Genomic DNA, 13,627 nt, shown 5'->3' on the forward strand with positions numbered 1-13,627 from the left:
TAATTAGGAAGGATGATAATATGGAACGCAAATATGCATGGCATGAATATAGTGAAGCTGATACACAGGCAATGGAAGCGTTGTGTCAGGATTACATGCGTTTTCTAGATATTGGGAAAACGGAACGAGAATGTATTGATGAAACAATTCGTCAAGCTGAAGCGAAGGGCTATAAAAATTTAAAAGAGTTGCAAAAAGCGGGTCAACCTATTAAAGCGGGCGACAAAGTATATGCAGTTCATATGAAAAAAATTATTGCTCTCTTTAATATTGGTAATGAATCCTTAGAGCAAGGTTTCAATATTTTAGGGGCTCACATTGATTCACCTCGCTTAGATGTTAAACAAAATCCATTTTATGAAGATAGTAATTTAGCTTTTTTTGATACTCATTATTATGGTGGTATTAAAAAATATCATTGGGTAGCTATGCCACTTGCTTTGCATGGGGTAGTAGTAAAAAAAGATGGCACGGTTATTCCATTGGCTATTGGTGAAAAAGACAGTGATCCTGTATTCTGCATTACGGACTTGTTACCTCATTTAGGACAAGAACAGATGGAGAAAAAGGCTAATAAAGTCATTGAAGGTGAAAATTTAGACTTACTCATTGGTAGTCAACCTGTTAAAGGGGAATTAAAAGAGGGAGTAACTAAATTCTTAAGCGATATTTTTGAAAAGGAATATGGCTTCACTGAAGAGGATTTATTGTCTGCTGAACTTGAAATTGTTCCAGCTGGGCGTGCCCGTGAAATGGGCTTTGACCGCAGCATGATTTTAGCCTACGGTCAAGATGATCGAGTATGTGCTTATACTTCCTTAGCAGCCATGTTGGAAGTAGAGAAAGTGACGCGTACAACTTGTACCTTATTAGTAGATAAAGAAGAAATAGGTTCTGTTGGGGCCACGGGTATGCAATCTCGTTGGTTTGAAAATGTAGTGGCTGAATTATTGGCTATGGCTGGTCATAATTCACCATTAGCAGTGCGTCGTACTTTGGAACGGAGTCGTATGTTATCTTCTGACGTAAGTGCTGGGTATGATCCTTTATATGCCTCTGCTTTTGAAGCGAAAAATGCAGCTTTCTTAGGCAAGGGGGTTGTTTTCAACAAATTTACTGGAGCTCGCGGTAAATATGGTTCTAATGATGCGAATGCGGAATACATGGGCTTTATTCGTCGCATTATGGATGATAATCAAGTTAATTTCCAAACAGCAGAACTTGGTAAAGTTGACCTTGGTGGCGGCGGTACGATTGCGTACATTATGGCCCTTTATGGCATGAATGTAATTGACTGTGGTGTAGCCGTATTAAGCATGCATGCTCCTTGGGAAGTAACGAGTAAAGCGGATGTGTATGAAGCTAAAAAATGTTATGTAGCCTTTTTACAAGCAGCAGGAGAGGAAGCGAGCCTATAATGACGGAAGCGAATAAAGAAAAACGGACTGTGCGAATTGACATCTTTGATATTGAAGAAGATAAAGCACAGCAATATTTAAAAGACCGTGAAGAATGTGCTACAGCAGCGGAAGCGGTTATGGCTAAATATTGTAAAGAAGTAAAACGAGAAACCTTAGATCCTGAAGAAGGGCAAGGGGTGGTCGGTTATTTTAAAACGGGCGAAGTGTTGCTATCCGTTTTACTGGATCCTTTTGAAATTCCTGTTATGAAGGTAGCAATCGAGCGTGGCAAGCTAGAAGAATATGTATTGGCTGCTAATGGCTTTACCTTAGAAAGCATTCAAGAAGTAATGAAGGAGGTGCTCAACTAATGTTATTTGTAGAATATCCTACGTGTACAACTTGTAAACGGGCTAAGAAATATTTGGAAAGTCATCACATTGAGTTTACCGCGCGCAATATTAAAGAAGAAAATCCTACCGCTGCTGAATTAGGGCTATGGCAACCTAAAAGTGGTAAAGCGGTAAAAGCTTTTTTCAATACGTCAGGACAAGTCTATCGTAGTGAGAACATTAAGGACCGTTTGCCGGCTATGAGTGAGGATGAGAAATTGGCGCTTTTGGCGACTAATGGTATGCTCGTAAAACGACCTATTTTAGTGTTGGAGGATACCGTATTAGTAGGGTTTAAAGAAGCGGAGTGGGATGAAGCTTTGCGTCGTAACGGCTATTTGAAATAGTAGTCATGTTAGAAATAGTGCTATAAATGATTATTCATATCTAAATTGGTCATGGTAAAAATGTGAAATTTACTTGTATTTCCTATTGAAATAGAATAGGAAACAAGCTATAATAAATGCAATATCCCGTGTAGGTGGATACATGTAGTATGGTAGAAGGGAGCATTTTATATGTGGAAAAAACGTGTAGTAGTAGCTGCTGCCACAGCTTTGATGGCTGTTGGTTTGCTTAGTGGCTGCGGTAGTGACAATGGTAGTGGTGCTGATAAGACATACAAAGTAGGGGTTATCCAGTTGGTGGAACATCCTGCGTTAGATGCGGCCAATAAAGGGTTTGTTGATGGTTTGGCTTCTAAAGGCTTTAAAGACAATGTAAAAATTGACCAGCAAAATGCACAAGCTGATCAATCAAACTTAAATAGTATTGCTCAACGCTTTGTATCGGATAAAGAAGATTTAGTCTTAGCGATTGCAACACCATCGGCACAAGCTATGGCTAATGCAACGAAAGACATTCCTATTTTAGGTACGGCTATTACCGATTATGTCCAAGCTAAATTAGTAAATAGCAATGAAAAACCTGGTACAAATGTAAGTGGTACTACGGATATGAATCCTGTGGAAAAACAGGTGGATTTGATTACTCGCATTTTACCAAATGCGAAAAAGGTAGGCTTAATTTACAGTGCTAGTGAAGTAAACTCACAATTACAAGCCGCGCGGATGAAAGCGCATGCTAAGGAAAAAGGCCTAGAAGTAGTAGAAGCGACTGTACAGAATGTGAATGATATTCAACAAGCTGCTCAGAACCTTGTTTCACAAGGGGTACAAGCTATTTACATGCCAACAGATAATGTAGTAGCTTCGGCTATGCCTAATTTAGTAAAAATCACAGATGAAGCTAAAATTCCTGTATTCCCAGGTGAAGATAATATTGTTAAAATTGGTGGTCTTGCAACCTACTCGGTTGATTACTACCAATTAGGATTCCAAGCTGGTTTAATGGGGGCTAAAATCTTATCAGGCGAAGCTAAAGTAAGTGATATGCCAATTGAAAGCCAGAAAGAGTTTAAACTTGTTATTAACGAGGACGTAGCAAAACGTCTTGGTATTACCATTCCTGCTGATGTGTTGCAGGAAGCAAGTAAATAATTCAAAAAGAAAAGGGCTTCGGCCTTTTTCTTTTTATTGATGGAGGAACGTATGGAAAACCTTATTATTTCAACCTTAGGACAGGGCTTATTGTGGTCCTTGTTGGCTATCGGTGTATTTATTACATTTAGAGTTCTTGATATTGCCGATCTAACTGTGGAAGGAAGTTTCCCTTTAGGGGCGGCTATTTCTGTTACCTTAATTGTAGCTGGTGTAAATCCAGTTGTATCTATTGTGGCAGCTGCTGTTGGCGGTATGCTAGCCGGTGTAGTGACGGGCTGGGTTCATACAAAATTAAAGATTCCTGCTTTATTAGCCGGGATTTTGACCATGATTGCCCTTTATTCGGTGAATCTTCATGTCATGGGGAAAGCGAATGTATCCTTGTTGCGCATGAATACGATTTATACTTATTTTGAAGCTATGAATATTCCTGCTACTTGGGCATTAGCTTTAGTAGGGCTATTAGTAGCCATCATTACGGGTATCTTTTTATTTTGGTTCTTCGGCACGGAAATTGGTGCCGCCATTCGTGCTACGGGGGTCAATCCACAGATGATTCGCGCCCAAGGCGTTAATACAGATACTATGATTGTACTTGGGCTGTTATTATCGAATGCCTTTGTGGCTGTAGCTGGTGCTCTTGTGGCACAGGGCAATGGTTATGCAGATGTCGGTATGGGGGTTGGTACAATCGTAATTGGCCTCGCTTCCGTTATTATTGGGGAAGTGCTCTTTGGCACTAAATCCTTTGTGCAAAATTTAGTAGCCGTAGTATTAGGTTCCGTAGTATACCGCATTGTTATTGCCGTTGTATTATACTTAGGTATGCCACCAAATGACTTAAAATTATTTACTGCGGTATTAGTTGCTATTGCTTTATCGTTACCAACGTTAAAGGCAAAATGGCAGAGTCGTTAAGGAGGGGTACCTATGTTAGAAGTGAAACAAATTGTAAAAACATTCTTTAAAGGTACGGTTAATGAAAAAGTAGCCCTTCATGGTGTAGACTTGCGCTTAGAATCTGGCGACTTTGCCACTGTTATTGGTGGTAATGGGGCTGGTAAAAGTACCTTATTAAATTCCATTGCTGGTGTATTTCCTGTCGACTCTGGTTCCATTCATATTAATGATACTGATATAACCAAAATGCCAGAGTATAAACGAGCAGCTTTTATAGGACGTGTTTTCCAAGACCCTATGCTAGGTACAGCTGGTAATATGCAGATTGAAGAAAATTTATTATTAGCTTTGCGACGGGGTAAGCGCATGGGCTTAAAATGGGCCTTTGTACCTAAAGAACGAGAATTATTTAGAGAGCGTTTATCTTTGTTAGGCTTAGGTCTAGAAGACCGCTTAACGGCTCGTATGGGGCTTTTAAGTGGGGGACAACGGCAGTCTATTACCTTGTTAATGGCTACTATGTTACGGCCTGAATTATTGCTCTTAGATGAACACACCGCAGCGCTTGATCCTAAAACAGCTGAAAATGTGTTAAATCTTACCGATAAGTTAGTGCAGGAACATAATTTAACAACGCTTATGATTACCCATAATATGCGCGATGCCTTGCGCTTTGGCAATCGTTTGATTATGATGAATAATGGTCGTATTATCTTTGATGTTCGTGGTGAAGATAAAAAGAAACTGACTGTCCAGGATTTATTAGAGCGCTTTGAAGTGGCCGGCGATGCAGTGAGTGACCGCATGGTATTAGGCTCTTAATAGGATACTTCATAGGATAGTCGATAGAATACTTGAATTAGATTCAAGTGGGGATTAGCAGTTAAAGAGGATCGTAGAATTATATTCAAGTAGTAGAATTATATTCAAGTAATCCTTTACAAGTACTAGTCTATATAGTATACTGATTGAGGTGCGAAGAGCACTATAACGCAAGCGAAGTATACGAATCTCCAACGTTTACTTTGGCTTAGCGAGGTTTTTATATTAGGAGGAAACGAAATGTTAACTACAGAAGCTAAACAAGCTATCATCAAAGAATTTGCTGTTCATGAAGGCGACACTGGGTCTCCAGAAGTACAAATCGCGATTTTAACTAACCGCATTGTATACCTTACTGAACATTTGAAGGAACACAAAAAAGATCATCATTCCCGTCGTGGTCTTTTGAAATTAGTTGGTCAACGTCGTAACATGCTTGACTACCTTCGTCGTAAAGACATTGAACGTTACCGTGCAATTCTTGAAAAATTAAACTTACGTAAATAATTTACGTATAGAAAAAGCGGCCTTGGCCGCTTTTTTTGTATGTACTATGACTTGCTTATAGTTACTAGGATATTTATTTTTTATACGAAAAAGAGAAAATAATTGGTTCATTGCTATAAAAAGCGTGAAAAAGACTTTTATTTTATCCTATAATCCTTTACAATAAGATAGAATGTAAAAATTGTAGAAGAGTGATTCAGAGGAGGAATCGGAATGGAACAATTCCAAATGGACCTTGCAGGTCGTACCCTTATAATTGAAACAGGGGAACTTGCAAAACAAGCAGGCGGTGCTGCCTTAGTACGTTATGGTGATACAGTGGTGTTAGTCACTGCTACGGCATCTAAAGAAGCCAAAGATATTGACTTCTTCCCATTAACGGTAGACTATGAAGAAAAAATGTATGCTGTAGGACGTATTCCTGGTGGCTTTGTGAAACGTGAAGGACGTCCGCCAGAAACGGCGATTCTTCATAGTCGTTTGATTGACCGTCCGATTCGCCCATTATTTGATAAAGGTTGCCGTAATGATGTACATGTATGTGCTACTGTATTATCTGTAGACCAAGATAATGCCCCTGAAATTTGTGGTATGATTGGTGCGTCCGCAGCCTTAGCTCTTTCTGATATTCCGTGGGCTGGCCCAATTGCTGGGGTACGCATTGGCCGTGTTGGTGGTACTTTTGTGATTAACCCAACGGTAGCACAATTAGCTGCTAGTGATTTAAATGTAGTAGTAGCGGGTACTAAAGATGCTATTTTAATGGTTGAAGGTGGCGCTCAAGAAGTAGCGGAAGATGTATTATTAGATGCTATTATGACAGCCCATGAAGAAATTAAACGCATCGTAGCGTTCCAAGAAGAAATGGTTGCTATAGCAGGCAAAGAAAAACGTGTATTGCCGACCCATGCGCTTAACGAAGAAATTTTAGCAGCTGTTAAAGAATATGCTCATGATGCGTTGGATAAAGCTGTTCGTTGTGCGGATAAACAACAGCGCGATGCTCAACAAGATGAAGTATATGCTGATACGAAAGCTCATTTTGAAGAGATTTATCCAGATAATATGGATGATGTTTCTATGGCTCTTGAAAAAATGACGAAAGAGATCGTACGTCATATGATTACGGTAGAAAAAATTCGTCCTGATGGCCGTCAGTTAGATGAAGTACGTCCTATTAGTGTGCGTGTAGGCGTATTGCCTCGTACCCATGGATCTGGTTTATTCACTCGTGGTCAAACACAAGTACTTAATATTTGTACCTTAGCGCCATTGTCTGAAAAACAGACTATTGATGGTATTGGTATTGAAACAGAAAAACGTTATATTCACCATTATAATTTCCCATCCTATTCCGTAGGGGAAGCTCGTTCCTCCCGTGGTCCAGGACGCCGTGAAATTGGTCATGGTGCGTTAGCTGAACGCGCTTTATTAGCCGTGTTACCAACGGAAGAAGAGTTCCCATATGCTATGCGTTTAGTATCTGAAGTATTAGAATCCAATGGTTCTAGCTCCATGGCTTCCGTATGTGGCAGTACCTTGTCCTTAATGGATGCAGGGGTACCTATTAAAGCACCTGTAGCTGGTATTGCAATGGGCCTTGTAACACAAGGTGAACATTATACGATTTTAACAGATATTCAAGGCATGGAAGATGCCCTTGGCGATATGGACTTCAAAGTAGCTGGCACTGCTAAAGGGGTTACGGCTATCCAGATGGATATTAAAATCTCCGGTTTATCGCGTGAAATTTTAAAAGAAGCTTTGGAACAAGCTCATAAAGGCCGTATGCACATTATGGGAAAAATGTTAGCTGTTATCGAAGCCCCACGGGATAATATGTCCCCATGGGCACCACGTATTATTACTATGAATATTGACCCTGACAAAATTCGTGATGTAATTGGTCAAGGCGGTAAAGTAATTCGTGGTATTATTGATGAAACAGGGGCTAAAATCGATATTGAAGATGATGGCACTATTTTCATCTCCGCTGTAGAAGAAGCATCAGCTAATAAAGCGATTGAAATCATTACTAATTTAACAAAAGAAGTAGAAGTGGGCGAAGTATATCTTGGTAAAGTAACTCGTCTTATGAATTTCGGTGCTTTTGTTGAAGTATTACCTGGTAAAGAAGGGTTAGTACATATTTCCAAATTAGCTAAAGAACGTGTTGAAAACGTTGAAGATGTAGTGAATGTAGGCGACGAAATTATGGTTAAAGTTATCGAAATTGATAAACAAGGCCGCATTAATTTGTCTCGCAAAGATTGTTTAAAATAAACTACCGATTGAAAGAGGAGTCGTTAGATGGATATACGTGGATTTGAAGTTGTCTCGCAGTATGAAGATAAAGACATTGCATTACCTAGACGCAAAACAACGGAAAGTGCAGGGTATGATATTGAATGTGCTGAGGCAGTGACAATTAACCCCGGTGAAATGAAGTTAGTTGCTACTGGTCTTAAGGCCTTTATGAATTATGATGAATACTTGGCGATTCATATTCGTTCAAGTATGGCCATTAAGCGGCATCTCATGCTAGTAAACAGTACTGGGATTATTGATAGTGATTACTATAATAATGAAGAAAATGAAGGCCATATTTTAATTGCTCTTATTAACATGGGGCAAGAGGCAGTGAGTCTTGAAAAAGGCGAACGAGTGGCTCAAGGTATTTTCTCTAAATATTTAATCACCACTGATGATGATGCAACTGGTATTCGTACAGGTGGCATTGGTAGCACTGGTAATAATTGACGCTAAAGAATACTCCACAAGCTGATATAGTTCTCATAAGGCTAACCTACTATCGATTAATATAGATAGTAGGTTAGGGGTAGAACTATGGATTGCTGGGTGGAGTATTTTCTTTTTTAGATTGAACCTTTACCTTTAGGTTGAGTATGATACAATAATTAGAGATTAGTAGTATTATATTCGTAGGATTATATAGGAGATAAACGATGAGCCTTCATAGAGAAAAACAACTATCTTCAGAAATGAAATTTGATGGTCGTTTAATTAAAGTGACTTTTGATATTGCTGATGTGAATGGTAAAGATGCGTGGCGCGAAGTAGTACACCATCCAGGAGCTAGTGCCATCGTCGTTATTGACGAACAAGGGCGTATTGTAATGGAACGACAATTCCGGTATGCCTTAGATCGTGGTTTATTGGAAATTCCCGCTGGTAAACTAGATGCTGGTGAAGATCCTTTGACTTGTGCTAAACGAGAACTAGAGGAAGAAACTGGATATAAAGCAGAGGAATGGATTTCCCTAGGTGCTATTGCTACTAGCCCTGGTTTTTGTAACGAAGTGATTCATCTGTATGTAGCGAAAGGCCTTAGCAAAGGACAAACTCATTGGGATGATGATGAATATGTAGAGTTAGAGTATTACACCTTTGACGAATTGATGGCAGCCATTCGTAAGGAAGAAATTAAAGATGGTAAAACATTAGCTGCCTTAGCATTAGCTATGCCCTATCTTAAATAATGAGAAGCTAACTAATAGTTACATATAGTATTACAACGAGTAAACAGGTATCAGGAGGGCAGCTCTCCGTGATGCTATGTAGAAATTGAGGCCTTGTATGTTTAAACGAATTATTTTAATTGTGATGGATAGTGTGGGTATTGGTCATGCTACCGATGCGGGTCTATTTGGTGATGAAGGGGCCAATACGATTGGCCATATAGAAGCGGTAGGGGGCACTTTACGTTGTCCTACTTTGAAACGTTTAGGGTTGGCCCAGATTGCCGATATTCAGCGTGATGAGGAGGCAGTGACTGGTCTATTTGGCCGCCTTCATGAAATCAGTAAGGGCAAGGACACGACTAGTGGTCATTGGGAGTTATTAGGTCATCCCGTAGATGTGCCGTTTCCTACTTTTTATGAAGGCTTTCCACAAGAGGTGATGGAGGCCTTTACGCGCGAAACAGGCTATGGCTATTTAGGTAATGAGGTGGCGTCAGGCACAGAGATTATCGAGCGATTAGGGGCGGAGCATTTAAAAACGGGCAAGCCTATTGTGTATACGTCCGCTGATTCAGTTTTTCAAATCGCCGCGCACGAAGATGTGATTCCTTTGGATGAATTATATCGTATATGTAAAATTACTCGTGAGAAAGTTTGTATTGGCGATTATTATGTAGGCCGTATTATTGCTCGTCCTTTTGTAGGTGAGTTAGGACATTTTAAAAGAACCTCTAATCGTCATGATTATAGTCGTATGCCAGAGAAAACGTTGTATTGGGAAATATTACAACAACATAATTTACAAACCATTGGGGTTGGTAAAATTGGTGATATTTATGCTAAGGTAGGGATTAGCGAGTCGTATCCCACAAAATCAAATGCCCATGGTATGAATGAGGCTGCGCGACTTCTAGGGGGCCAATTTAAAGAGGGTCTCATGATGATTAATTTAGTTGAATTTGATAGTCTTTACGGTCATCGTCGTAATGTAGCTGGTTATAAACGAGCCTTAGAGGATTTTGATTACCAATTAGGTGGTTTCTTAGATCTATTAGAAGCGGACGATTTGCTCTTAATCACTGCTGATCATGGGAATGATCCTACTTGGACAGGCACGGATCACACTCGTGAATTAGTGCCCCTCTTGGGCTATTGGAAGGGCTTAACGAATCCTATTGCCTTAGGTGATCGCTCTACATTTGCGGATGTAGGTCAGACTATGTTGGCTAACTTTGGTCTTGTGGGGGATGTGGGAACGAGCTTTTTAGATTATATTGCGCAAGCGAAGTCGTAGGGAAAACAGAAAATTCGTCGAGTTGCAAGACATATAATGGAGATAGAAGCGATATGTTTTCTCCTATACCCTTATGTTTGGGATATACGTAATACGCTTGCGATAAAAGAAAACAACAAAAATAAAAAGGAACGGCTTTTAAGGGATTACTTAAGAGCCGTTCCTTTTGGTATGTTCAATTAAAGGGCATAAAAAAAGCGCCGTAACTAAGTTACAACGCTTTTAGTGCCTTAGAATTATAAAGCATTCACTTTAGCAGCCAAGTTGGATTTTTTACGAGCTGCTGTGTTTTTATGAAGAACGCCTTTGGAGGCTGCTTTATCAATTACGCTAGTAGCTTGAACAAGTGCTTTCTTAGCATCTTCTACTGCGCCAGCTTCTACAGCTTCAACCGTTTTGCGTGTAGCTGTACGAATTTGAGATTTCACAGCGGAGTTTTTCGCACGACGTTCAGCGTCTGTTTTTACGCTTCTAATACTGGATTTGATATTTGGCAATTGAGTCACCTCCTTATGATTACAATAATATACCTGAATAATTATAGCATAGAGCGTATGGTTGTGCAATACCTTTGAAGGATTAGTTTTGTTATATATTTGTGATATAATAGTTTAAGATATATTAGACAGTCAAGATTACAGGAATTATAGTTCTTAACCAGTGAGGTGTTTTATGAAAAAATTGATGATTATAGATGGTAGCAGCCTATTATACCGTGCTTTTTTTGCGTTGCCACCCCTTAGTAATGCCCTAGGTGTACCTACCAATGCGGTGTATGGCTTTTTAACCATGCTGGTAAAATTATATAATGATTTGCATCCTGATTATGTGGCAGTTGCTTTTGATAAGGGAAAAGAAACGTTCCGTACTGAATTATATGCTGATTATAAAGGCAATCGACCTAATGCGCCAGATGATTTACGCCCTCAATTTGGTCTTATTCGTGAAGTATTAGAAGCACTTGGTATTTCCGTTATTGAACAGGAAGGCTATGAAGGGGACGATATTATTGGTTCTTTAAGTAAAAAACTAGGCAATAAGGATACAGCCGTTTATATTATTACCGGTGACCGCGATAGCTTGCAACTAGTGGACGAATATAGTACAGTGTTTTTAACTAAAAAAGGCATTAGTGATATGCTTGAAGTGCGTCCTAATACAATGGCCGATGAATATGGTTATGGACCTGATCAAGTGATTGATATGAAGGCACTCATGGGGGATAGCTCAGATAATATTCCAGGTGTACCTGGGGTGGGTGAAAAGACAGCTCTTAAATTGCTTTCTGAATACGGCACTTTAGAAGGGGTATACGAAAATATTGAGGCCATTAAAGGCAAACTTAAAGAAAAGTTAGCAGATAATAAAGAGCTGGCCTTTTTATCTCGTACATTAGCGACAATTAAAACGGATATGGATTTAGCCTATACGTTAGAAGATTTCGTTACTAATGCTCATGAAACAGAAATTGTGCCACTTTTTGATTGCTTAGGTTTTCACAATGTAACACCGCGGCTTATTAAAGCTATGGGCCTTACAGCGCCTGCACCGACAGATAGTGAATCTTTGTTTGCTGCTTTTGCTGAATCGCCGACGGAAACGAAAGTAGCGGTAACGACTTTAAGTAGTGAAGCTGTGACGGCAGAATTTTATACTAATAAAGTGTTAGCTTTCCACATAATGCCTGCCGGTTCTCATCCGTTCCGCACGATAGCTACTGCTTATGTAAGTAATGGTGACGCAGTGGCAAAGCTTGTAGGTGATGATAAAGACACTCAGTCTTTAGTAGCTACTATGTTACAAGAAGCTAAGGGGATTGTGACGGAAGATGCTAAACTGCTTATGGAAGTAACTGGTGAATCGACGCCAGGCCCACTTGCCTTGTTTGATGAAAATCAGGAACCCAGAGTGTGGGATGTAACGCTGATGGCTTATTTAGCGGATCCAACACGCACGAATTATGGGATTTCCTACTTATGTGAACGTTTTGGCTCGCCGGTAGTGCCCGCTAGTGGCGATGATGCCGAATTTGTAGCCACCGTAGAGGCTTTATTAGCTATGAAATCCGTAGCGGTCGAAGTATTGACTGATAATGGTCTATGGGATTTATATAAAACCATTGAATTACCATTGATTCGCACCTTATTAGTCATGGAAAAGAATGGAATTTATATTGATAAAAATGCTTTAGAAACTACGCAAGCTCGTTTTGAAACAGAAGCAACGGAATTGCGTGATGCTATTTATAAAGAAGCAGGAGAAGAGTTCAATATTAATTCACCAAAACAGCTAGGTGTTATTTTATTTGAAAAGCTTAATTTGCCAGTCATTAAAAAGACTAAAACAGGTTATTCTACCAATGCGGACGTATTGGACGTATTGCGGAATGAACATCCAATTATTGAACTTATTTTAAAATATCGCACCGTTGTTAAATTGATTTCTACCTATTTAGAAGGGTTAAAACCACTCATTGATAGTAAAACGGGACGTATCCATAGTACTTTCAATCAGATGGTAACTGCTACGGGCCGTTTGAGTAGTTCAGATCCTAATTTGCAAAATATTCCAGTTCGCACAGAAAAGGGCCGTGAGATTCGCGCTTTATTCTTACCTGGTAAGGGATATGATACCTTAGTGAGTGCGGACTATTCTCAAATTGAATTGCGTATTTTAGCCCATTTATCGGAAGATCCTGCGCTGATTAAAGCCTTTTTAGATGGTGAAGACATTCATCGTTTCACCGCTGCGGAAGTATTAGGTAAGTCCATTGAGGACGTTACGCCTACGGAACGTTCCCATGCTAAGGCTGTAAATTTTGGTATTATCTATGGTATTAGTGATTTTGGATTATCCCGCGATTTAGGCATAACACGTGGGGAAGCGAAAGACTATATTGAATTGTATTTTAGTCGTTATCCAAAAGTTAAAGCTTATATGGATGCTATGGTAGCCGAAGCTCATGAAACAGGCATGGTTCGCACTATGTTTGGGCGTGTACGGGCCTTACCAGATATTAATAGTCGCAATTTTAATCGCCGTTCTTTTGCTGAACGGACGGCTATGAATACGCCGATTCAAGGGAGTGCGGCGGATATTATTAAATTAGCTATGAATCAAGTGGCGCAGCGATTAGAGCAAGAACGGTTAACCTCCCGTTTATTATTACAGGTACACGATGAATTGGTACTAGAAGTAGTAAAAGGAGAAGAAGCCAAGGTAGAAGCTTTGCTGGCTGAGATTATGGATAGCGTAGTAGCATTAAAAGTACCATTGATTGTAGATGTTCATAGTGCAACTAATTGGGCGGATGTGAAATAAAAGTAGG

13 protein-coding genes are annotated in these 13,627 nt (G+C 39.7%); 12 read left to right on the top strand and 1 reads right to left on the bottom strand.

What is annotated here, in order from left to right; translation table 11 throughout:
* Window positions 1–20 precede the first annotated feature (20 nt).
* From VER_RS03825 to VER_RS03875, 11 genes are all read left to right on the top strand, one after another.
* Window positions 21–1,418, top strand: coding sequence for an aminopeptidase (locus VER_RS03825; protein WP_162099558.1), 1,398 nt, complete (start codon window positions 21–23; stop codon window positions 1,416–1,418).
* Window positions 1,418–1,771, top strand: a complete 354-nt coding sequence (locus VER_RS03830; protein WP_162099559.1) for a hypothetical protein — start codon at window positions 1,418–1,420, stop codon at window positions 1,769–1,771. The genes VER_RS03825 and VER_RS03830 overlap by 1 nt, the downstream gene beginning before the upstream one ends.
* On the top strand, window positions 1,771–2,139 hold the full coding sequence (locus tag VER_RS03835) for an arsenate reductase family protein (RefSeq protein WP_162099560.1): 369 nt from the start codon (window positions 1,771–1,773) through the stop codon (window positions 2,137–2,139). The genes VER_RS03830 and VER_RS03835 overlap by 1 nt, the downstream gene beginning before the upstream one ends.
* A 171-nt stretch (window positions 2,140–2,310) precedes the next feature.
* The gene (locus tag VER_RS03840; protein ID WP_162099561.1) at window positions 2,311–3,291 is read left to right on the top strand and encodes an ABC transporter substrate-binding protein; all 981 of its coding nucleotides are present in this window, start codon (window positions 2,311–2,313) and stop codon (window positions 3,289–3,291) included.
* Between the two features lie 51 nt (window positions 3,292–3,342).
* Complete coding sequence (locus VER_RS03845; RefSeq protein WP_162099562.1) at window positions 3,343–4,212, top strand: ABC transporter permease; 870 nt, start codon at window positions 3,343–3,345, stop codon at window positions 4,210–4,212.
* 12 nt (window positions 4,213–4,224) lie between these two features.
* Entirely contained in the window at window positions 4,225–5,016 is a 792-nt protein-coding gene (locus tag VER_RS03850) for an ABC transporter ATP-binding protein (protein ID WP_162099563.1), read from the top strand.
* Window positions 5,017–5,256: 240 nt separating this feature from the next.
* Window positions 5,257–5,523 carry a 30S ribosomal protein S15 gene (gene rpsO, locus VER_RS03855; protein ID WP_006556895.1) on the top strand — a complete coding sequence of 89 codons (267 nt, stop codon included), beginning with the start codon at window positions 5,257–5,259 and terminating at the stop codon, window positions 5,521–5,523.
* A gap of 213 nt (window positions 5,524–5,736) precedes the next feature.
* Window positions 5,737–7,806 carry a polyribonucleotide nucleotidyltransferase gene (locus VER_RS03860; RefSeq protein WP_162099564.1) on the top strand — a complete coding sequence of 690 codons (2,070 nt, stop codon included), beginning with the start codon at window positions 5,737–5,739 and terminating at the stop codon, window positions 7,804–7,806.
* 27 nt (window positions 7,807–7,833) lie between these two features.
* Window positions 7,834–8,283, top strand: coding sequence for a dUTP diphosphatase (dut, locus tag VER_RS03865; RefSeq protein WP_162099565.1), 450 nt, complete (start codon window positions 7,834–7,836; stop codon window positions 8,281–8,283).
* 206 nt (window positions 8,284–8,489) lie between these two features.
* A complete protein-coding gene (locus VER_RS03870) occupies window positions 8,490–9,023 on the top strand; it encodes an NUDIX domain-containing protein (RefSeq protein WP_162099566.1) in 534 nt (177 codons plus the stop codon).
* 97 nt (window positions 9,024–9,120) lie between these two features.
* The gene (locus VER_RS03875; RefSeq protein WP_162099567.1) at window positions 9,121–10,299 is read left to right on the top strand and encodes a phosphopentomutase; all 1,179 of its coding nucleotides are present in this window, start codon (window positions 9,121–9,123) and stop codon (window positions 10,297–10,299) included.
* A 236-nt stretch (window positions 10,300–10,535) separates the two neighbouring features.
* Here VER_RS03875 and rpsT read toward each other — a convergent pair whose 3' ends face one another.
* Complete coding sequence (gene rpsT / locus VER_RS03880; protein ID WP_115309547.1) at window positions 10,536–10,796, bottom strand: 30S ribosomal protein S20; 261 nt, start codon at window positions 10,794–10,796, stop codon at window positions 10,536–10,538.
* A 175-nt stretch (window positions 10,797–10,971) separates the two neighbouring features.
* On the opposite strand from rpsT, the gene polA reads away from it, so the two are divergent.
* Window positions 10,972–13,620 carry a DNA polymerase I gene (gene polA / locus VER_RS03885; protein ID WP_162099568.1) on the top strand — a complete coding sequence of 883 codons (2,649 nt, stop codon included), beginning with the start codon at window positions 10,972–10,974 and terminating at the stop codon, window positions 13,618–13,620.
* The last annotated feature ends 7 nt before the right edge of the window (window positions 13,621–13,627 follow it).

Origin of the sequence: Veillonella sp. R32 (genome assembly GCF_010093125.1) — a bacterium.
GTDB lineage: Bacteria > Bacillota > Negativicutes > Veillonellales > Veillonellaceae > Veillonella_A.

What these genes read in the sequence shown, in the direction of transcription:
- VER_RS03825 (WP_162099558.1), top strand. Translation starts at nt 21, where the DNA reads ATGGAACGCAAATATGCATGGCATGAATATAGTGAAGCTGATACACAG.
- VER_RS03830 (WP_162099559.1), top strand. Translation starts at nt 1,418, where the DNA reads ATGACGGAAGCGAATAAAGAAAAACGGACTGTGCGAATTGACATCTTT.
- VER_RS03835 (WP_162099560.1), top strand. Translation starts at nt 1,771, where the DNA reads ATGTTATTTGTAGAATATCCTACGTGTACAACTTGTAAACGGGCTAAG.
- VER_RS03840 (WP_162099561.1), top strand. Translation starts at nt 2,311, where the DNA reads ATGTGGAAAAAACGTGTAGTAGTAGCTGCTGCCACAGCTTTGATGGCT.
- VER_RS03845 (WP_162099562.1), top strand. Translation starts at nt 3,343, where the DNA reads ATGGAAAACCTTATTATTTCAACCTTAGGACAGGGCTTATTGTGGTCC.
- VER_RS03850 (WP_162099563.1), top strand. Translation starts at nt 4,225, where the DNA reads ATGTTAGAAGTGAAACAAATTGTAAAAACATTCTTTAAAGGTACGGTT.
- rpsO (WP_006556895.1), top strand. Translation starts at nt 5,257, where the DNA reads ATGTTAACTACAGAAGCTAAACAAGCTATCATCAAAGAATTTGCTGTT.
- VER_RS03860 (WP_162099564.1), top strand. Translation starts at nt 5,737, where the DNA reads ATGGAACAATTCCAAATGGACCTTGCAGGTCGTACCCTTATAATTGAA.
- dut (WP_162099565.1), top strand. Translation starts at nt 7,834, where the DNA reads ATGGATATACGTGGATTTGAAGTTGTCTCGCAGTATGAAGATAAAGAC.
- VER_RS03870 (WP_162099566.1), top strand. Translation starts at nt 8,490, where the DNA reads ATGAGCCTTCATAGAGAAAAACAACTATCTTCAGAAATGAAATTTGAT.
- VER_RS03875 (WP_162099567.1), top strand. Translation starts at nt 9,121, where the DNA reads ATGTTTAAACGAATTATTTTAATTGTGATGGATAGTGTGGGTATTGGT.
- polA (WP_162099568.1), top strand. Translation starts at nt 10,972, where the DNA reads ATGAAAAAATTGATGATTATAGATGGTAGCAGCCTATTATACCGTGCT.